At 38.0% G+C, this 20,719-nt stretch carries 21 protein-coding genes; 19 read left to right on the plus strand and 2 right to left on the minus strand.

The features are described 5' to 3' along the window. Positions 1–23: 23 nt before the first annotated feature. The 5 genes from cobJ to RYP29_RS04245 all read left to right on the plus strand — a co-directional run bounded on the left by cobJ (position 24) and on the right by RYP29_RS04245 (position 4,048). Positions 24–713, plus strand: coding sequence for a precorrin-3B C(17)-methyltransferase (gene cobJ / locus RYP29_RS04225; protein ID WP_005376261.1), 690 nt, complete (start codon positions 24–26; stop codon positions 711–713). Further along, positions 710–1,498, plus strand: coding sequence for a precorrin-6A reductase (gene cobK / locus RYP29_RS04230; RefSeq protein ID WP_311532433.1), 789 nt, complete (start codon positions 710–712; stop codon positions 1,496–1,498). Before cobJ ends, cobK begins: the two co-directional genes overlap by 4 nt. Then, positions 1,485–2,150: a precorrin-8X methylmutase gene (locus tag RYP29_RS04235; RefSeq protein WP_005376263.1), complete on the plus strand. Its 666-nt coding sequence runs from the start codon at positions 1,485–1,487 to the stop codon at positions 2,148–2,150. The genes cobK and RYP29_RS04235 overlap by 14 nt, the downstream gene beginning before the upstream one ends. Before the next feature lie 120 nt (positions 2,151–2,270). Beyond that, positions 2,271–3,266: an iron ABC transporter permease gene (locus RYP29_RS04240; protein WP_311532434.1), complete on the plus strand. Its 996-nt coding sequence runs from the start codon at positions 2,271–2,273 to the stop codon at positions 3,264–3,266. Beyond that, the gene (locus RYP29_RS04245) at positions 3,266–4,048 is read left to right on the plus strand and encodes an ABC transporter ATP-binding protein (RefSeq protein WP_311532436.1); all 783 of its coding nucleotides are present in this window, start codon (positions 3,266–3,268) and stop codon (positions 4,046–4,048) included. Before RYP29_RS04240 ends, RYP29_RS04245 begins: the two co-directional genes overlap by 1 nt. Positions 4,049–4,116: 68 nt before the next feature. On the opposite strand, the gene RYP29_RS04250 is transcribed toward RYP29_RS04245, so the two are convergent. After that, complete coding sequence (locus tag RYP29_RS04250) at positions 4,117–5,058, minus strand: ABC transporter substrate-binding protein (RefSeq protein ID WP_311532438.1); 942 nt, start codon at positions 5,056–5,058, stop codon at positions 4,117–4,119. A gap of 51 nt (positions 5,059–5,109) precedes the next feature. Further along, positions 5,110–6,111, minus strand: a complete 1,002-nt coding sequence (locus tag RYP29_RS04255) for a sirohydrochlorin cobaltochelatase (RefSeq protein WP_205097012.1) — start codon at positions 6,109–6,111, stop codon at positions 5,110–5,112. A gap of 310 nt (positions 6,112–6,421) precedes the next feature. On the opposite strand from RYP29_RS04255, the gene RYP29_RS04260 reads away from it, so the two are divergent. The 14 genes from RYP29_RS04260 (at position 6,422) to RYP29_RS04325 (ending at position 20,477) form a co-directional block, all read left to right on the plus strand. Beyond that, positions 6,422–6,874, plus strand: coding sequence for a hypothetical protein (locus RYP29_RS04260; RefSeq protein ID WP_311532440.1), 453 nt, complete (start codon positions 6,422–6,424; stop codon positions 6,872–6,874). Between the two features lie 289 nt (positions 6,875–7,163). Continuing rightward, complete coding sequence (locus RYP29_RS04265; RefSeq protein WP_311532441.1) at positions 7,164–7,943, plus strand: DUF805 domain-containing protein; 780 nt, start codon at positions 7,164–7,166, stop codon at positions 7,941–7,943. A 222-nt stretch (positions 7,944–8,165) separates the two neighbouring features. Continuing rightward, entirely contained in the window at positions 8,166–9,047 is an 882-nt protein-coding gene (locus RYP29_RS04270; RefSeq protein WP_311532443.1) for a sirohydrochlorin cobaltochelatase, read from the plus strand. 208 nt (positions 9,048–9,255) lie between these two features. Further along, entirely contained in the window at positions 9,256–10,110 is an 855-nt protein-coding gene (locus RYP29_RS04275) for a sirohydrochlorin cobaltochelatase (protein ID WP_311532445.1), read from the plus strand. A 93-nt stretch (positions 10,111–10,203) separates the two neighbouring features. Then, entirely contained in the window at positions 10,204–10,911 is a 708-nt protein-coding gene (gene cobI / locus RYP29_RS04280; protein ID WP_005376046.1) for a precorrin-2 C(20)-methyltransferase, read from the plus strand. Between the two features lie 71 nt (positions 10,912–10,982). Next, the gene (locus RYP29_RS04285) at positions 10,983–12,356 is read left to right on the plus strand and encodes a cobyrinate a,c-diamide synthase (RefSeq protein ID WP_311532447.1); all 1,374 of its coding nucleotides are present in this window, start codon (positions 10,983–10,985) and stop codon (positions 12,354–12,356) included. 82 nt (positions 12,357–12,438) lie between these two features. After that, positions 12,439–12,981, plus strand: a complete 543-nt coding sequence (gene cobO / locus RYP29_RS04290) for a cob(I)yrinic acid a,c-diamide adenosyltransferase (protein ID WP_311532449.1) — start codon at positions 12,439–12,441, stop codon at positions 12,979–12,981. Positions 12,982–13,362: 381 nt separating this feature from the next. After that, positions 13,363–13,752 (plus strand): class II SORL domain-containing protein, encoded by a 390-nt coding sequence (locus RYP29_RS04295; RefSeq protein WP_005376230.1) that lies wholly within the window; start codon positions 13,363–13,365, stop codon positions 13,750–13,752. 233 nt (positions 13,753–13,985) lie between these two features. Continuing rightward, entirely contained in the window at positions 13,986–15,215 is a 1,230-nt protein-coding gene (locus RYP29_RS04300; RefSeq protein ID WP_105084620.1) for an aspartate kinase, read from the plus strand. Between the two features lie 8 nt (positions 15,216–15,223). Next, positions 15,224–15,541, plus strand: a complete 318-nt coding sequence (locus RYP29_RS04305; protein WP_016475715.1) for a hypothetical protein — start codon at positions 15,224–15,226, stop codon at positions 15,539–15,541. A gap of 222 nt (positions 15,542–15,763) precedes the next feature. Beyond that, the gene (locus tag RYP29_RS04310) at positions 15,764–18,670 is read left to right on the plus strand and encodes an insulinase family protein (protein WP_311532452.1); all 2,907 of its coding nucleotides are present in this window, start codon (positions 15,764–15,766) and stop codon (positions 18,668–18,670) included. Between the two features lie 101 nt (positions 18,671–18,771). After that, positions 18,772–19,719, plus strand: coding sequence for a tRNA glutamyl-Q(34) synthetase GluQRS (gene gluQRS / locus RYP29_RS04315; protein ID WP_311532453.1), 948 nt, complete (start codon positions 18,772–18,774; stop codon positions 19,717–19,719). A 53-nt stretch (positions 19,720–19,772) separates the two neighbouring features. Further along, a complete protein-coding gene (locus RYP29_RS04320) occupies positions 19,773–20,147 on the plus strand; it encodes a CoA-binding protein (RefSeq protein WP_311532455.1) in 375 nt (124 codons plus the stop codon). A gap of 9 nt (positions 20,148–20,156) precedes the next feature. Further along, entirely contained in the window at positions 20,157–20,477 is a 321-nt protein-coding gene (locus tag RYP29_RS04325) for a co-chaperone YbbN (protein WP_005376372.1), read from the plus strand. Positions 20,478–20,719: the final 242 nt, after the last annotated feature.

Consider the following 20,719-nt stretch of genomic DNA (forward strand, 5'->3'; position numbering starts at 1 on the left):
TTGGACCTGGGGACGCTGAATTTATGACACCGCAAGCACGGGAAGCAATTTTAGCGGCAGACCGTGTAGTCGGTTATTTAACATATCTTGATTTGATTAAAGACCTTATCGCAGGTAAACAAACGGTAGGTACAGCAATGATGCAAGAAGTGGATCGTTGCCAACAAGCCGTTGATTTGGCTGTAGAAGGTCACCAAGTAGTAGTTGTATCCTCTGGTGACTCCGGCGTATACGGCATGGCTGGCCTTGTGTTAGAACTAGCAAACAAAGTACCAGCAGACAAACGTCCTTCCGTAGACATCGTGCCAGGTCTTAGTGCTGTAAATGTAGCAGCATCTGTATTGGGCGCACCTTTGATGCATGACTTTGCCGTTATTTCCCTTAGCGATTTGATGACACCTTGGGATTTAATTAAAAAACGAGCTGACCTTTGTGCACAAGGGGATATGGTTATTTCCTTGTATAATCCACGCAGTAAAAAACGCGTAACTCACTTGGATGAAGTGCGTGAAATCGTTCTAAAATACCGCGACCCTAAAACACCTGTAGGCATCGTGCAAAAAGCAGGTCGCCCAGGTCAACATATGGTTATTTCTGATCTTGAAAACTTCACAAAAGAAGAAGTAGATATGCAAACACTTGTTATCATTGGTAACAGCCAAACTTATGTTGAAAATGGTCGCATGATTACACCTCGAGGCTACAAATTATGATTTGGGTTATCGCTGGTACCTTGGATGGTCGTACCCTAGCGGTAGATATCCAAGAACGGACTGGTGAAGAGGTTCTCGTGACTGTCGTGAGCCAATATGGGGCGGAACTAGCTGCCCATCAAGGCATTACGGTTCATACAGGCCGCCTCGATCAAGAGGCTATGCAACAGTTGATTAAGGAGCACAATGTGCGCCTACTCATCGATGCAAGCCATCCTTATGCGGCTATTGTGACGGCTACGGCACAAGATGCAGCAAAGGCGGTGGGCATTCCTTTTGTTCGGTTTGAACGAAAAGAGGTACCATTGCCGGACTATGATAAATTGCATATCGTAGTGGATGAAACAGAAGCAGCTAATTTAGCAGGTAAATTAGCAAAGGAAAACAACAACCATGTGTATTTGACCACTGGTAGTAAAACGATGCACATCTTTGCTAAGTCTGAAGCATTACAAGACTGTGAAGTGTGGACACGCATTTTGCCAACTGCTGAGGTGTTGCAAATAATGGCGGACCTCAATGTGAGCCCTAAACGTATCGTTGCCGTACAAGGTCCATTTTCTTACGATATGAACCGTATTATGTTCCACGATACAAAGGCGAGCGTTGTGGTTATGAAAAACTCTGGCCTTGTAGGTGGAGCCGATACGAAATTACAGGCTGCCATCGATCTTGGCATCCACGTTATTGTTATCGATCGTCCGCGGGTAACATTAGAATGCCCTGTGGTATCATCAAATGAAGAATTTTTCAAATTATGGGAGGACACTAATGGATTACGTTAAAAATCCTAAAGCCATTGAAGATAAAAGTATGGAAATCATTTACGATTATGTAAAGGATTTAGGTTTAACTGATGATGAAGTACGCGTTGTATCTCGTACAGTTCACGCATCTGGTGACGTTGAATATGCTCAACTCGTAAAAATGAGCCCTGACGCTGTTCAAAAAGGTATCGAAGCATTAGATAATGGTGCAGATATTTACACTGACGTAGAAATGGTTCGCACAGGTATTTCTAAACCGGCTCTTAAACTTCGTGGTAATGAAGTACATTGCTTAATCAAAGATGAAAATGTAGCTAAAATGGCTAAAGAATTGGGCGTAACACGTTCTATCGCTGCTATGCGCACATTTGGCAAACAATTAGAAGGCCAAATCGTTGCTATCGGTAATGCGCCAACTGCATTGTATGAAGTATTGCGTTTAGCTCTTGAAGAAGGTATTAAACCAGCTCTTATCATCGGTATTCCTGTAGGCTTTGTTGGCGCTGCAGAATCTAAAGATTATTTGATGGAAGTATCCCCAGTTCCTTATATCACTGTAAAAGGTAACAAGGGTGGTAGCCCAATTGCAGCATCCGTATGTAATGCATTGCTTTACACAGATGTAAAACGCAACGATATGCTCTTCGTAGAAGGCAAAGAATCTAAATAATAGTAAACCCGAATCGTTGCACACTGTTTGGCGATTCGGGTTTTACTGTATCTATTATGAGGTTTATATGTAACATACGGGTGCTGATAGCACCATGTATTGTTGAAAGGAGAGGTTTCTATGAACTCTCTGAGTGAACGAAAATTATTTCGATTATCAGTTATCATTTTTTTAGTTATCGCTGTTATCGCTAGCATGATTATCTCTCTAATTTGGGGCTCCACACCGGTGTCACTATCGGAGATTTGGCACACTTTGTGGTCTAGTGAACTAACAGATACTGCATCGCAAATTATTTGGAATATTCGGTTGCCTCGTAATATTGTTGCTGCATTAGTTGGTGCTTGTCTAGCCGTATCGGGGGCTATTTTACAGGCTGTTATGAAAAACCCGTTAGCGGACCCACAAATCGTAGGTGTTTCGTCTGGTGCTGGACTTGCTGGTGTCATCATATTTATTCTTTTCCCTGGTTATGATCATATCGTTCCTCTTGTAGCCTTTATAGGTGCTATGGCTGCGGCCCTAATGGTATATGCTCTGGCTTGGAAGAATGGTGTACGACCAAGCCGTATCATCTTGGCTGGTGTTGCAGTGGCTGCTTTTTTAGGATCTGGTATTTCCGCATTACTTGTATTCTTTGGCGATCGTGTACAGGGGGCCTTACTTTGGATGGTAGGGGGACTTGCCGCTCGCAGTTGGCCTCAAGTAGAGGTTTTATTTCCATATGCTATAATAGGTCTTATTTTTGCCTGTCTAGGTGCTAAACGCCTTACTATTTTAAGTTTAGGTGATGAAACAGCAAAGGGACTAGGTCTTAAGGTAGAACAAACGCGATTTATTATGACTGCCGTTGCTGCTCTATTAGCGGCGGGTGCCGTTAGTATTGCGGGCTTAATCGGTTTTGTAGGCCTCGTTATACCTCATATGTTGCGACTCATCATCGGCAACGATTATGCGTATTTGTTACCTGGCTCAGCCTTATTAGGCGCACTCGTCCTTGTTGTTAGCGATACGGTAGGACGTGTCATGTGGAGTCCAATCGAGGTACCTGTTGGTATTATTATGGCATTCTTTGGAGCGCCATTCTTCTTGTATTTATTGAGGAGGGATAACTAATGAATACGGCTATAGAAGTAAAACAGTTATCCGTAACTCTCGGTAATCGTCAGATTTTACATGATATTAATGTATCGGTTCCTGTCGGAAAAATTACGACTTTGATAGGGCCTAATGGTTGTGGTAAAAGTACGCTCTTACGGTCTATGATTGGCTATATCCATAGTCCTCGCGAATGTGTAACAATCTTAGGAAAACCATTACAGTCCTATTCACAAAATGAATTGGCACGGCAGATGGCCTTTTTGCCACAGGTGCCAAATATGCCAAAGGATATGACCGTAGAGGAACTAGTTTATTGTGGACGCTATCCATATCAAACGTGGTGGAAAAATACGGCTAAAGAGGATCGCGAGATTGTTGATTATGCCTTAGGTATTACGAAAACAGATCATTTGCGTTATCAATTAATTCCATCCTTATCGGGTGGTGAACGACAACGCGTTTGGATTGCTATGGCGCTAGCACAACAACCAAAGTTATTGGTACTAGATGAACCAACAACATATTTAGATATTAACCATCAACTAGAAATTATGGAGTTATTAAAACGACTAAATGAAGAACAAGGTTTAACCGTACTGATGGTACTCCATGAATTGACACAGGCCGTACAATACTCACATCACATGGCTATTATTAAAAATGGCCATTTAGTGACATCTGGTGAAACAAAATCAATTATTTCAGATGATTTGTTTAAACAGGTATTCTCTGTAGATGTGCAAATAGATACATTCGATGAAAAACAATATGTACGCGTAAAAGGTTTGGTTAAATAATTTTAATTAATAGCAAAAAGAGGGCATTCCCCGAGATGGGGATGCCCTCTTTAGCATAATAAGATATGCTAAAATGTTACATTAATACCGTATGCTTCTTTTACTAAACGAGCCATAGCCTCAGGTGTTTGTAGACCTGGGTTAAGTAGGAATAGTTTAGATGGTAAGTAAATGACACGGTTGTTTTGTACAGCCTTAAGATTAGCCCATGCAGGATTATCTGTCATAGCTTTCTTCATGGCCTTTGTAATTTCTTCTTCTTTACCCATGGTAACGACGAAGATAATATCAGGGTTATCAGCGGTTAATGTTTCAAGAGAATACGGTACCGTTTTATCCTTAGTTGTACCATCTAGGTGAGATGTTACAACATTTGTCATACCTAATTCTTTGACCATAGATGCAGTTACTGCTTCGTCAGTTTCGGCAGTCACGCCTTTACCCGTAGCACGTAATACGGCAACGCGCGCAGGTTGTTGGTTTTTAATGGCATCCTTTACCTTTTGAATGTTGCTTTCATAGGTAGCAATAACAGATTTAGCCTTATCTTGGTGGTTGGTTAATTCCCCAAGGAATGTTAGCATTGGTACATTATCCTTGATGCCATCGTAATTAAAAAGTACGGCTGGAATATTGTTAGATTGTAATTGGGATTCGTATTTTTTATGTTGGTTTTGTAGACCTAATACTACGTCTGGTTTTAAACCTAACAATTGTTCCATGTTGATATTAGCGGTTTGACCTAATGCAGGTAATGATTCTAATTCTGGTGCTAATTTATCTGTTGTGCTAGCACGAGAAACGGCTTTGCCATCCACTGCGTATAGCATGGACAATACAGAATTTGAAAGAACAGCGATACGTTGAGGATCCTTTGGTACAGTGTAGGTTTCACCATTAAAGGTAAGTTCCTTCGTAGTAGCAGAAGAGCTGGATGTGGATTTACCACACCCAGCTATTGCTAGTACGATCATGACCAAAGCAAGACTACAGAGTAGTAGTTTTTTCATGATGTACTCCTATGTACGTTATATAACGATACTAGTTAAATTGTAGATTGATTATTTTTGTAATGCGTCCCAAGATTCGTTAGCACGTTCAACGAATAAGTTACGGATGTTAGGATTTTCACCTAAACCATGGATGTAAGTGTCAACTTTGAAGCCTTCTTTTTCAAGGATGGATTTATGGGAATCTGGTTCCGCACCAGCCATGTCGTTATTAGCATGGTCGCCAGCAACCATCATGAATGGCATCAATGTAACATGTTTAATACCATGTAATTTCAATTGAGGGATAACTTGTTCAAGATTTGGAGTACCTTCTACTGTGTAGATGAATACATTTTTCATACCAAGAGTATGGATACGGTCTTGAATTACAGAATAGTAAGCATTGGAAGGATCTGGAGTACCATGAGCCATGATAAGAAGAGCGTCTTCTTTGCCTAATTTAGGGAATTGAGATTGAACAGCTTTTAATGTTTCAATAACTTGGTCAGTTTGGTTTTCTTGACCCATCCAGTACATAAGAGATGTACCAAGTGTCATTTTTTTGAAATTATCTTTGTACAAATTATATACTGCTGCATCGTAGTTGTATTCCATACCAGGAATTACATCAAGGGATGCTAATGCAACGCGAGTGTAACCGTCTTTTTTAAGTTCAGCCAAAGCTTCTTCAGGAGTTGGGTATGTAATACCTTCTTTTTGTTGGATGCGATCACGAATAATATGGCTTGTGAAAGCTGTAATTACTTTTGTGTTTGGATGAGCTGCTTTAATAGCATCTACAGTTGCGTCGATTGTTTTCGCACGAGTATCTTTATAAGTTGTGCCAAAGCTCATAACAACCATAGCATCTTTGTTTGGCAAGTTTTGTAAAGCTTCTGTATTGTGTGTACGAACACCAATTGCAGCAGCTTCTTTCAATGCTGGAGTAGGATCTTTTACTTCATCATTCAATTGGTATGCAGCGTGACCGAGCACAGGAGCACCAAATGTCAATGCGAAAGCCGCTAATGCAGCAGAAACTGTTAATGCACGTTTTTTTACACTAAACATAAGTGAATCACCTCATTAAACAACATCATCTGACTATGCAGACATAACTATAAATCTATAGTTAATCGTAGCAACTTAGAATATAGATGTCAATAAACCCCATACCTGTACGCGTATAAATAATACAACTGATTTTTTATAAAAAATCATAATAAATGAGGAATAATCCTATATTTTATGAAAATATTCTTATTGGTTATGACGGTATAATTATAAGTAATTCAATATTTATGATAGGATTTATCATTCTGTTTTGTTAAAATGATTAATTGTATAAGATGTTAAATTAATAGAGAGGATTTTATTTTCTGTGGAGAGACAATTATTAAGATTTTTAAATGATCAACGTTTTAGATGGGTTTCATCGTTAATTTTACTGGTCGGCTTCTTTATAGGTAGTTTGCAAGATGTTAATTATGAGTTCTCTATAGCTGTTTTAGAAGGTATGTTTCCTGCATTTTTATATGCTTGTATTTTCTTATTACCTGTATATAGAAGAAGAAAACTGTATAAGCTTATATATAATCGAGCATTAAGAATGTGTGGATCAAAAAGAAAAGTATTTTTATATATTCTATTAGGACTGCATGGTAAGTTACTGGGAATCAATATAGCCCATAAAAATAAGTTCAAATGGGCAGTCATCATACTTGCTTATATTATTTTTGTGGGGTGGTCGATACAAAGTGAGATGCCATTTATTTTAAAATTACTAGTTATACTTATAGCGACATATAGATTTGTGGTTGCTATAAACTCGTAATATAATAATATGTTTTATAATAGAGTGGCGTTTACTTAATAGTAATTAAGTGTTTATAGAAAGTGTCTTATATAGAATGAGTAAGCATATAAACCTAGATAATGAAATAAGACTGTTTAAAGATAATATAGAGTCTTTGCGAGTAACCAATATTTTTAAAAATAGACGAATAAACATAATAACTGCGTTAATTTACTATATAGCCATAATTTATATATATTTACTTACGTTGAGTGTAGCTTTTTTTATTAATCCAATGCCGTATGAGTATTTTTTTTATGGAGTAGAGATGACTACCAATATATTATTTTTAATAGTATTGGGGTATCGATGTCAGGATTATGGTATTCATAGATATGTAGGTATTATATTTGTTATTATGGTTAGTTCCTTAATTACAATCTGGCAGGGAGGAACTTTTTTTTTTAGTCCCGATAACTTTATAATATCTATAACTAAATCAGGAGTAAGTTCAATGCTTAATCTAAATAAATCATACTTCTTTATAGTTATGAATAGAATTATATTATTATTTTTATTAATTCCTGGAAATAAGATAAATCGTTATGGAGAACAACCAAAGTCTGGATTTTGGGATGGAACACATTTGGTTGTTGATCCGATAAATGTATCTACTATTAAAAGTAAGATTCACAAGTTTTGGCTTAATTTAATTCTGAGAAACGATGAGGATAAAAATATAAGTAATAAGACATCGACAAAAGATGAGTTGGAATTTATGGATGTCTTACATAATGTATTTATAAAGGATGTATTCAATTTTAATGGTCGCTCTTCTAGAGATGAATTGTTACTATTTACAGTTTTATTTTCTATTCTATCTATGGTGTTGAGTTATTTTTCACCATTTATTCCTAAAATTCTGGGTCTAAATAGTATAGTGATAATAAATGTATTTATAGATGCTATCTTGTTTATTCCTTTTATTAGTCTACTTATTCGACGCCTTCATGATAGTGGTAATAGTGGCCTTTGGATTTTCTTCCTTATAGTGCCTGTTGTGAACATATATGTTTTTTATCTAATTTTTGTGAAGCCATCGGTATAAAAGAGGTCAATCAGTGCGAGTATTACAAAATATGAGAGTAAAAGATATTATAAATAGAAAGACAATTAATGATGAGTAATATATAGAACCTTTAAAATGATTATATGATAATATTTCTCATTGACTTTCATACGCTAATCTTGTATTATTAGTACATAGTAGTTGATAATAGTTTTCATTTATGAAAATTATTTCATATATATGGGTATATGGAGGTCACATATGAAAGGTATAATCATTGCATCCTTTGGATCAATTTATAAAGAAGCGGTGGAAACATCCATTGGTACTATAGAGTCTAAAGTTCGTTCCTTATACAAAGATGTAGAGGTACGACGTGTATTTTTGTCTGATGCATTAGTGGAAAAGTGGAATGAAAAATATGATGATACGATTGCTTCTTTCACCGACGTCATGCAAGAATTTAGTCGCAAGGGAATTGATGAGGTATATATTCAACCGATTACTCTCGTAGCGGATCAATGCTATCAACAAATGCGTAAGCAAGCACTTAAGTTCTTACATAGCAGTGAATATAATTTCTCTCAAGTTAATATCGGTAAACCCTTATTAACATCATTAGGTGTTAAAAATTACGCTGATGATTATGAAGCTACATTAGATGGCATCATGCGTCATATTAATACTAAATCTCTTAATAAATCCATTTTATTGATGGCAAATGGTCAAAATCAATTGGAATTCTCTACATTACAATTGAAAGCCATGTATGGCTCGGCTCCTAATGTAGCAGTATTTACTACAAATGGTTTCCCTACATTTAAGCAAGCTTTAACCATGGTAGATCGAATGGGTCATAAAGATGTACTCGTTGTACCATTGGCTTTGATTGGTTCCACTCATTTGATGGATTATCTTGGCGGTGATCGTTCCGATTCTATTTATGCACTTTTGACAGAACAAGGGTACAACGTAGATATCTGGAATGAAGGTCTTGGTGAAAACCCATATGTACAAGATTTATTCTTGAAACATTTAGGTCAAGCGATTCGTATGTCTGACAGAAAACGTAGCTCTCAACGCGAATCATATCAAACTGTTATCCGACCTTCCCGCATAGAAGCACAAGGAATGATTTCCTAATTGCTTCTGGTAAGGTTGTATATAAACTCTCTCATAAATACACACTATCTTCAAAAAGCATCCACCTTTATGGCGGATGCTTTTTGCTATGCATCTATAAGGGTATGAAAGTTAATTATAATATCACCTTTATACGGGGTATGGTATCCAACTATAGTAATGCGTGTGGTATGATGAATAGTGAATTATATTTGATAAGGAGACCGTTATGAAACAAGCTATATTAGTAGTGGCCTTTGGCTCAACAGTTGATTCCGCTCGTGAACATCAAATTGATGCCGTTGTAAACCGTATTAAAGAGAAATATACAGATTATGAAGTGCGTTTAGCCTTTTCATCGCGTATCATTGTAAAGCGTTTACGAGACCGTGGTATTGAAATTCCTACAGAGCAAGGCGCATTAGATGCTCTCATTGGTGAAGGATATACAGATATTTATGTACAACCATTGCACTTCACTGGTGGTGAAGAGTTTGATAAGTTGAAACATAATATTTTGAATCATGAACGGGCACACGAACTTAATACATTGCGTGTTGGCAGACCATTGGTATATTATATGGGCCAAGAAGAACACCCAAATGATTATCAAATTTTAATCGACACATTTGTTACATCCTTATCCGTCAGCAATGAAGATGGTTTATTATTAATTGGTCATGGTGGTTTAGGCTCTGGTAATTCTGCATATGGTTATTTGCAATACCAATTGATTCGCAGTGGCCTTAATCATATTCGTGTAGCCACTTTGGAAAATGCTCCTTATGTAGAGGATGTAGCCGTGCCTTGGGAATGGCTTGATGGAAAGAAACCTAATAAGATTTATGTGCATCCATTGCTTCTCGTACTTGGCGATCATGCGCTTAATGATTTATTTGGCGATGAAGAGGATAGTGTAATCAATGTATTGAAAGAGGCTGGCTATGAAGTAGAAGAAATGCATCATGCCCTCGGTGAATATACAGAAATCCAAGATATTTATTGCCAACATATACAAGATTGTATCGATGATATATATGGTAAACGCAGTAGTCATAGACCGGCGATTCCGAATGTGAAATAAGCATCGGCTTTCACAAAAAATTTTGAATATATTTAATTAATTAGGTATAATAGTAATGTTAATCATATTGAAATATAGAATAGGAGAATCATCATGAAAGGTAAATTATATGGCATAGGTGTTGGTCCTGGGGACTCTGAATTAATGACTGTGAAAGCTGCGCGTATTGTAGGTGAAGCGGACGTTATCATTACACCTAAAACAGAAAAGAAAGATGGTTCTGTAGCCCTTAATATTGCGAAACCATATATTCAAGAACATACTGAAATCGTTCCGGTTGTATTCCCAATGGTACTAGATGATGCGACACAACAAGAAGGTTGGGAAGAGGCTAAGCGCGTTATCGTATCGTATTTAGAGCAAGGTAAAAATGTTGTTTTCTTAACACTTGGCGATCCAATGTTCTATAGTACATATATGTACGTATATCGTTTGATTGAAAATACAGGCTTTGAAATCGAAACAATTCCTGGTATTACTGCATTCTGTGCCATTGGTTCCCATCTTGGATATCCAATCGTAGAAAAAGAAGAAGTGTTGGCTATCGTTCCAGCCACTGCACCTAAGGAAAAAATTGATGCTGTTATGGCTGTAGCTGATGATGCAGTTATCATGAAGGTGTATAAAAACTTTGACGAAGTGCAAGAAGTATTGTTGAAACACAATATGGCGGATGATGCGGTTATGATTTCTCGCGTTGGCTTGCCTGATGAACAAGTTTTCGTAGGTCTTGATAACATGCCTAAGGACAAGAAATTAAATTACTTATCCACAATTTTGGCAAAACGTAAAGATCGTTAATTAACTAGACTCTGATATCTGAATGCTTTTAGTGAAAGCTGTATAGATAGTATTAATAAGAGGTAATACATATGAATACTGTACCCATTCCACGTGTTGTTATAGCTGGTACCAATTCCGGTGTCGGCAAAACGACTATTGTTGCGGGCCTTCTCGCAGCGTATCGAGCAAGTGGCCATGGGGTGCAATCCTTTAAAGTGGGCCCGGATTATATCGATCCGGGCTTTCATAAAATTGCATCGGGCCGTGAAAGTTACAATTTAGATTCTTGGTTAGTTCCACCGGATACATTGCCAACATTTTTTGCATCCATGGCGGGCGATGCAAATCTGGCCATTATTGAAGGCGTTATGGGACTCTATGATGGTGGCCGAGAGGGTGTGAGCAGTACGGCTCAAATTGCTAAGCAATTAGGTGCTCCTGTTGTGCTCGTTATCGATTGTAAGGCCATGGGTGAAAGTGCAGCGGCCATTGCCATGGGCTTTAGAGAGTATGATAAGGATGTGGATTTTAAAGGCGTCATTTTAAATCGTTTAGGTTCTGATAATCATGAACGCATGGTCCGCGAAGGTATGGAAAAAATTGGCGTTCCTGTTATTGGTGCTATACGCCGTGATGATCGCATGCATTCTCCTGAACGCCATCTTGGTTTGACACCGGTTACAGAAGTTGACCCTACAGAGGCTATTGCAACGATTCAGCATGCCGTGGAATCTATGGTAGATTTAGAGGCACTCTATAAGGTAGCGGCCAGTGCAACACCTATGCCGGCACCGATTGATATAACCAAGGGGGTTACCAAACGAACAAAAATTGGCGTTGCCTATGATGAAGCCTTTTCGTTCTACTACCCAGCCAGCTTATCTGCCCTTGAAGCTCAAGGCGCTGAGCTAGTTTACTTTAGCCCTTTAAAAGATAGCGCTATTCCTGATGTAGATGGCCTCGTATTTGGCGGTGGTTTCCCTGAAATGTTCTTGCAGACTTTATCCGAAAATACGGCCATGAAGGAATCAATCCGTAAAGCTAATCAATGTAGTATGCCTATCTATGCTGAATGTGGTGGTCTTATGTACCTTTGTGAACATATTCACGATTTTGATGGTAATGTATTTGATACAGTTGGTGTTGTGCCTGCCAATTGTGTAATGCAACAAAAACTGCAAAAGGTAGGATATGTAACGGCAACGGCTAAACGCAATACATTACTTGGTGATACAGGAACAGCTTTGCATGGTCATGAATTCCATTTCTCCACCATGGAACCAACCATTGAAGATTTCCCTTGGGCCTTTCACCTAGAAGGGGGCCGCAAACCGCAGTCCTATGATGGCGGGTATGCTACCGATAATGTGTTGGCATCCTATCTACATCTTAACTTTGCTGGTTCTCTTGAAGGGGCTAAGCATTTTGTAGATATGTGCGAAGCCTTTGGTCATACTAAATAAATCTATTATATTAGTATTCAATTGTTATATTAACTATAGATGCAGCCCTACATAGTGTGACATAGATAATAGGAGTATAGAAATGAGCGAACGTGGTTTAATTCTCGTAAATACAGGTAATGGTAAAGGAAAGACAACAGCCGCTTTAGGTGTTGTTTTACGCGCCGTAGGACAAGGCTTGAAAGTACTGATTCTACAATTCATCAAAAGCGGTCATGGTTACGGTGAACTAGAAGGTCTGAAAAAACTGGGAGATGCGGTTACCATTAAATCCATGGGCAAAGGATTTATCTACTACAACCGAGATAAAGTTACTGTAGAAGAACTAGAAAAACACAAAGCAGCAGCTCAAGAAGCGTGGAAAACACTAGTAGAAGAAGTTAACTCCGACAAATGGAATCTCATCGTTATGGACGAAATCAACAATGCCATTAACTATGAACTCATCGATGTTAACTCCGTTGTAGACATGCTTAAACAAAAACCAGAGCGACTACATGTCATCCTAACAGGCCGCTATGCAAAACCTGAAATCATCGACATCGCTGATACAGTGACTGAAATGAACGTAGTAAAACACGCTTACGAAAAAGGCATAAAAGCGGCAAAAGGAATTGAGTTTTAGTAGGTCGAGGCGAAGCCAATGACCTATAGATGGATGGAGGCGCGTAGCGCCAAACATTCATCAAACTTAAATCGCATCAATTTTATAAATACAAAAGTAGCAAGAGTGTGCGAGGCTTAGCCGATGCACACTCTTTTTGTGATACTAGAAAGTTTTATATGATGTAGCAATAGTAGGCCTCCGGAGGCGACTTTGGCCCTGTCCCTACGGGACAGACCTGGCCGGTGGAGCCTCCGGGGGCCTGCTATTGCGGAAATATAGAAAATTTTCGAAAAAGTCCTTGACTAAACTATATCGAAAATGTATAATATAGTCATAAGCACAAGGTGCTAATATTCTTAGACATTAAGTATGTATATAACTATAACCAGGAGGTTAACTATGGCTGTACATGATTACATTAAATCTGGCGATTTCGCTACTGAAAAACACGTTCCTGTTATCGAAGCTGCTGACAAAGTAAAAGCTGGTGAAGCATTCGACGTAAAATTATCCGTTGGTAAAGACATTGCTCATCCAAACACTGTAGAACATCACATTGAATGGATTAAATTGTACTTCGTAGCTGAAGGCACTCAATTGCCTTACGAAGTTGGTGAATTATCCTTCAACGTTCATGGTGACGGTGCAACAGCAAATGAAGGTCCTGTACATGCAGTTTCCGCAGGTACATTGGCAGTATCCTTGAATAAATCTGGTAAATTGATTGCTGTTTCTTACTGCAACATCCATGGTTTATGGGAATCTGAAAAAGCTATCGTAGTTGAATAATAGATTGTATTTGACTGTAAAAGGCCAGCCTTAGGGCTGGTCTTTTTTGTATGGAGAGTATGACACGTTACGAACATTAACTATTGATTATAAACACAATGTATGTCCGCTATAAAAAGAAATTTGTTTTTTTATAGTGGAAAAATACCCGTGTATACCTTTACAGTGCGGTTTGTTTTGTGGTAAAGTATATGCATGTTATTTTTTAGTACAATGATAAATGAGGGATAATAGTGGCATTAATCGTCAAAAAGTTTGGTGGCAGTTCTGTTGCAACACCTGAAAAAATATTTAATATCGTTGATCGTGTCCTTCATGAAAAGAATGAGGACGATCGCATTGTAATAGTTGTATCTGCTATGGGCGATACAACAGATGACTTGGTAGCTTTGGCAAAACAAGTAACATCTAAACCATATGGTCGTGAAATGGACCGTTTGTTATCTACTGGTGAACAAGTAACAATTGCATTGATGGCTATGGCGTTTAATGAACGTGGTCAAAAGGCTGTTTCTTTAACCGGTGATCAAGCAGGTATTACAAGTAGTGACAACTTTAATAAGGGACGTATTTTAGGTGTTGATCCTAACCGTGTATTCGAAGCATTAGATGCAGGCAATATCGTTGTTGTTGCAGGCTTCCAAGGCATTACAGAGTACGGTGACATGGTAACATTGGGCCGTGGTGGTTCCGATACAACTGCTGTTGCATTAGCAGGTGCTATGAAAGCTGATGTATGTGAAATCTTTACAGATGTAGAAGGTGTATATTCTACTGACCCTCGCGTAGCAAAGGAAGCTTTCAAACTAGAAGAAGTTACGTATGGCGAAATGCTTGAAATGGCACGCTTAGGTGCAGGTGTAATGCAACCACGCGCTGTTGAAATGGGCTTCCGTTATGGTGTACCAATTCATGTTCGTTCTACATTCAGTAATAATACAGGCACAATTATTCGGGAGGATTATACCGTGGAATCTAACAAACACGTAATTACAGGCGTAGCCGATGATACAAATACAGCAAAAGTAGCTCTTGTGGGCGTTGAAAATAAACCAGGCGTTGCGGCAAAGGTATTTAAAGCTTTAGCAGCAAAAAACGTAGATGTGGATATGATTGTTCAATCTATTCGCTCTGTAGGTGAACCTAAGACAGACCTTATCTTCACAATTGCTCTTGATGATGTAGTATTGGCACGTGAAGTGTTAAGCGAATTGCAACAAACTGTTGATATTGAAGCTGTAAACATTGATGAAAACATGGCAAAAGTATCTATCATTGGTGCTGGCATGTTGGGCCAACCAGGTGTAGCAGCTCAAATGTTTGACATCCTTAGCCAAGAAGGTATTAATATTGAAATCATCAGTACTTCTGAAATCAGTATTTCTTGCTTGGTTGCACAAAACCGCGTAAAAGATGCTGTACGCGTTATTCATAATGGTCTTTTGTTAAACGAACGAGGCTAATATACACGATGGATAGTCTACGTACATTTATGGACGAAATGCTCGATGATCAGGGGCGTAAGGAAGGTTTTATTAGCGATTTGTTAGCGAATTTAAAAACACAACCTATCCCCACATTAGAGCAAGCACAGACAGGCTATACAACGGTGAGCAATTTACATGGTATATTTTATAATTATGATGCATCAGAAGTGACCATATCTTATAAGGTAGTACCAGATATGTATGCTCCCTATACATTGAGTTTTCGTCAATTTGAAGTTGTCCTCGAAGGTCTTTTGACAAGTCGACGCAATCAAAAATGGCAAATCAAACAAGATAAATAATAAATCAGGACACTCCTATAAGGGTGTCCTGATTTATTTTGTCTTTATATGAGTCATTTATATCTCATGAATAAGAATAAGTTATAGATAATCTTTGTAATTTGATAATAATTCTTGAAAATTCGTGTAAATCTTCGTAATGTGGTATAATAGATAGTCAATAATAGATTAAGATTTTACATATATATATACATTATAAACAAATTAGAAAGAAGGGTATCTATGGAACTGAATAAAATATATTCCGGTTTTCGCCTTGATCGCATAGAACGTATTGATGAAATCAATGGCACAGCCTATGAAATGAAACATGAAAAATCTGGTGCTCGTCTTATTTATATTGACTCACCAGACACTAATAAAGTATTTAATATTGCTTTTAGAACAACTCCTCAAGATAGCACAGGCGTCGCTCATATCATGGAGCACTCCGTGCTCTGCGGTTCTCGTAAATTCCCATTAAAAGAGCCATTTGTAGAACTTGTAAAAGGTTCCTTGAATACATTTTTAAATGCCATGACTTATCCGGATAAAACGATGTATCCTGTGGCAAGTAAGAATGACAAGGATTTCCATAATTTGATGGATGTATACCTCGATGCCGTTTTCTATCCACGTGCCGCAAATGATCCAGAAATCATGATGCAAGAAGGTTGGCATTATGAGCTTGACTCTGCTGATGATGAATTGACCTATAAGGGCGTTGTATTTAATGAAATGAAGGGGGTTTACTCCTCTCCAGATTCCGTATTAGAACGCGAATTGATGCATTCTTTGTTCCCTGATACAACATATGGCGTCGACTCCGGTGGCAATCCAGATAATATTACGGATTTGACCTATGAAAAATTCAAAAAATTCTATGATGTGTATTATCACCCATCCAACAGTTATATTTTCCTATATGGCACAATGAATATTGAAGAACAATTGTGCTTTATTAACGATGAATATTTGAGTCATTTTGATGCTATTGAAATCGATACTGAGGTGACTGAGCAGGCTCCGTTTAAGGAGGGTAAAGTAATCACGTATCCTTATAGTGTGGGTTCTGATGAAAGCACGGATAACCGTACGTTACATGCTTTCTCTTATGTATTGCCAGATGTGACACCAGAACAAAGCCTTGCTTTTGAGGTGTTAACACATGCTTTATTGACATCTCCTGCAGCGCCTTTAAAACAAGCGTTGGTGAAAGCTGGCATTGGTTCTGATGTATCTGGTTACTACTTAGATAGCATCCGTCAACCAATTTGGGTTGTTCAAGCTAGCGGCTCTAACATGGATAAACAAGGTCAATTACAAGAAATTGTTGAATCTACATTACAACAATTGTGTAAGGATGGCATCGATAAGGAACTGTTAGAGGCTTCTCTTAATAGTATTGAGTTTACCCTTCGTGAAAGTGACTTTGGGGGCCGTCCAATCGGTTTAGCATATGTCATCCGCATGATGGATAATTGGCTATATGGCAAAGATCCAATTGAGTTATTACACTACGAAGAAGCATTAGCTAATATTCGTAAAGGTTTGCAAGGTTCTTACTTTGAAGATTTAATTCGTCACTCTATTTTAGATAACAACCATAAATCTCTCGTATCCTTATACCCTGAACAAGGTTTGCAAGATAAAAAGGATGCAGAGGTTAAAGAACAGTTAGCAGCTATTAAAGCTTCTATGTCGAAAGATGAGCTAGAAGCTATCGTAGAACAAACAAAACGTCTTAAACTTCGTCAAGAAACACCAGATAGTGAAGAAGCGCTAGCAACTATTCCACTTTTAGAATTATCTGATTTAAGTCCAGACGTGGAAGATGTAGAGCGTCGTGAAAGTATGATTGGCCATACAAAAATTCATTTTGTTCCAACTTTCACAAAGGGCATCAACTATGTGGCCTACTATTTTAAACTAGATTGCCTTACTGAAGATGAATTATTCTACGCGGATATCTTGAGTGATATCATCGGCCGTGTAGATACATCCAAACGTTCTTATGAAGATTTGGCAAAGTTAATCAATCTAAATCTTGGTGGTTTGAGTGCTGATATTACAGGTATTAGTAAAGCGGGCAAACGGGATGAATTCGTACCGCTCATGGTTGTACGTAGTAAGGTATTACATGCTAAATTACCTGAATTGTGCAATATCGTAAATGAAGTTATTCACGATGCTCAATACACTGATGTAATGCGTTTAACAGAGCTTGTACAAGAAGGCAAAGCTATTTGGGATAATGAGGCGTTCCGTAGAGGGAATACTATCGTTAGTCAACGTGTAATGGCTAAGGTATCACAGGTTGGTAAATTCCGCGATGATGGTAATTTAGGCTATTATCAAAAAATTAGTGAGTTAGCAACTAATCCAGCTGCTTTACCATTATTGCCAGAAAAATTGGCCGATGTGGCTCGCAAGATTTTCCGTTCTAACAATGTAGAAATTTTATTCGTAGGTGAAGAACAAGAATTAGCGCCATTTACAGAGTTGATAGAACCATTGCTCAGTACTTGGAATGCAGAGGTGTTGCCAAATAATGTGTTATCCATAGAACATACAACGAGCAATGAAGGTATTGTCACAGCTGGTAAGGTTCAATATGTGGCACAAGGTGGTAATTTCATTGATCATGGATTTACTCATGTTGGTGCTATGAGCGTATTAGAAACTATCTTGCGTTATGAATACTTATGGATTCGCATTCGCGTACAAGGTGGGGCCTATGGCGCATTTGCTAACTTCTACGACGATGGCAATATGATCTTCTGTAGTTATCGAGATCCAAATCTTGTGGAAACACTTAATGTGTACAAAGAATTACCTGAATATCTACGTCAATTTACATTAACAGACCGAGAAATGCGTAAATATATTATCGGTACTATGAGTGGACTTGATTTACCGATGACACCTGCATTGCGTGGGCCTCGTGCCATGGGGTTATACTTCAGCGGTGCCAATATTGAAGATAAAGTAGCATTTAGAAAACAAGTCATTGCTTGTAAGCCAGAAGATATCGTAGCTCTTGCAGATGTTGTAGAACCTGTGTTACAGGATAATCATATTTGCTCCATGGGTAACGAACAAAAAATCAAAGATGCTGGTGTCTTTGATAGTATCGTATCCCTTGGCTAATATATAGTTTGTAAACTGAGGTCATCCTCACCATGTGTTAATATAATAATGTATTAATATAATAGTATATTATTAGAGTGCCATATAAGGAGATACTATTTATGAAAGGACGATTCGCACCTAGCCCAACGGGGTATATCCACCTAGGGAATGTGTGGATCGCCCTTTTGTCGTATATATCTACCCGTAATCAGCATGGTACCTATGTGGTACGCATGGAGGATATTGATTTACAACGATCTAAGCGCTCTTTAGGGGAGACTTTGTTAGACGATTTAGAATGGCTTGGTTTTGAATGGGATGAAGGACCTCGTGTGGGGGGACCAGAACCATCATACTGGCAGAGCGAACGGTTACCAATGTATGATGAGGTTTTGCAACGATTAGAAGATACAGATTTAATCTATCCTTGCTTTTGTAATCGTACTCGCTTACAATCAATTGCTTCCGCACCTCATCGAGGTGAAGTCGTTCATCATTATGACGGGCATTGTCGTAATTTGGATAGTGCTACTGTACAGCTAAAGAGACTTGAAAAGAATCCGTCTATGCGTATTAAGGTAACTGATTCTACTATGGAGTTTTACGACATATACCAAGGACCTCAGCATTTTGTACTGCGTCAAGGTGTTGATGATTTTGTGTTGCGCCGTGGAGATGGGATGTATGCCTATAATTTAGCGGTTGTTTTAGATGATATATCCATGGGGATTACCGAAATCATTCGCGGTCATGATTTACTGGAAACTACGGCTCAACAAATGTATTTATATAGTACGTTACAGGCTGAGCCACCATGCTATGGCCATGCACCACTGCTCATTGATAATGACGGACATAGGCTTTCAAAACGGCAGAAAAGTATAACAGTAAAAGAATTGAGAGATAACGGATGGTCAGCAGAGCGTATTTTAGGTGAATTAGCCGTATTAGCAGGATTTATACCTAAATGTGATACACCAAGTATCTCATTAGAAGCATTACTAGAACATACAGCGCGAACTGAAGAATTACGTTGTGAACATATTGTTTTAAAAAAATCGATATAATATATTGACAGTTTTCGATATTAATATATAATAGTATATAAGAGGTGGTAAGAATGACTATTAAAGATGCGTTAGCTGAAAAAGTTTGGGCTGTAATAGGTGCCACTCATAAAACCGATAAGTTCGGGTATAAGATTTATAAGTGCTTAAAAGAGCATGGATATGAAGTCTATCCGGTTAATCCAAATGTAGAGAGTATCGAAGGTGATACTTGTTATCCGAGTCTATCTGCGTTGCCAGTTGTTCCTAGCGTTGTTGATTTTGTAGTACCAGAAGCAGCAGGGCTTGCAGCAATTGATGAATGTAAACAATTGGGCATTAAGATGATTTGGTTGCAACCAGGTGCGGATAAACCCGCAGTCTTGGCTAAGGCTCAAGAGGTAGGTTTGGATTACATTCAAGATTGTGTATTAGTTCAATTGCCTTAGGAGGAAATAATGAGTGAATTAAAAGAGTTAAAAACAGCAGAATATCAAGATCTTCTTAATCAAGGTGGCGTAACAGTTATTGATTTCTGGGCACCATGGTGCGGTTACTGTGTACGTATGATGCCAGTTATTGAAGAAATCGCTGGTGAATTAGAAGGTAAAGCAAACTTTGTAAAAGTAAATGCTGATGAAGAACCAAGCTTGGCTCGTGATTTACAAGTAGAAGTATTACCTACATTTGTAATTTTGAAAGATGGCGAAGTAGTAGATCGTAAAATTGGTTTCTTGCCAAAAGGTGATTTACAAGGTGCTATCGAATCTAAATTCTAATTATATTAATAAATACTAAAATATATAAGGCCTATTAATGTATACATATACATTAATAGGCCTTTTTTATCTGTTCAAATAAAAATACAAGTAAAACTATAAATTAAATATAAAATGAAGAGGAATATTTCTATATCGGAAAAATTTGATAAATAAGGCGTTTTCATGATTTATGCTGTGTAAAAGCATGAGTAAAATATGAAGCATAAGTTTAACTTATTAAAAAAACGCTTTAATTTTAA

The sequence above is a fragment of the uncultured Veillonella sp. genome, from assembly GCF_963534045.1.
In the GTDB taxonomy this organism is placed as follows: Bacteria; Bacillota; Negativicutes; order Veillonellales; family Veillonellaceae; genus Veillonella.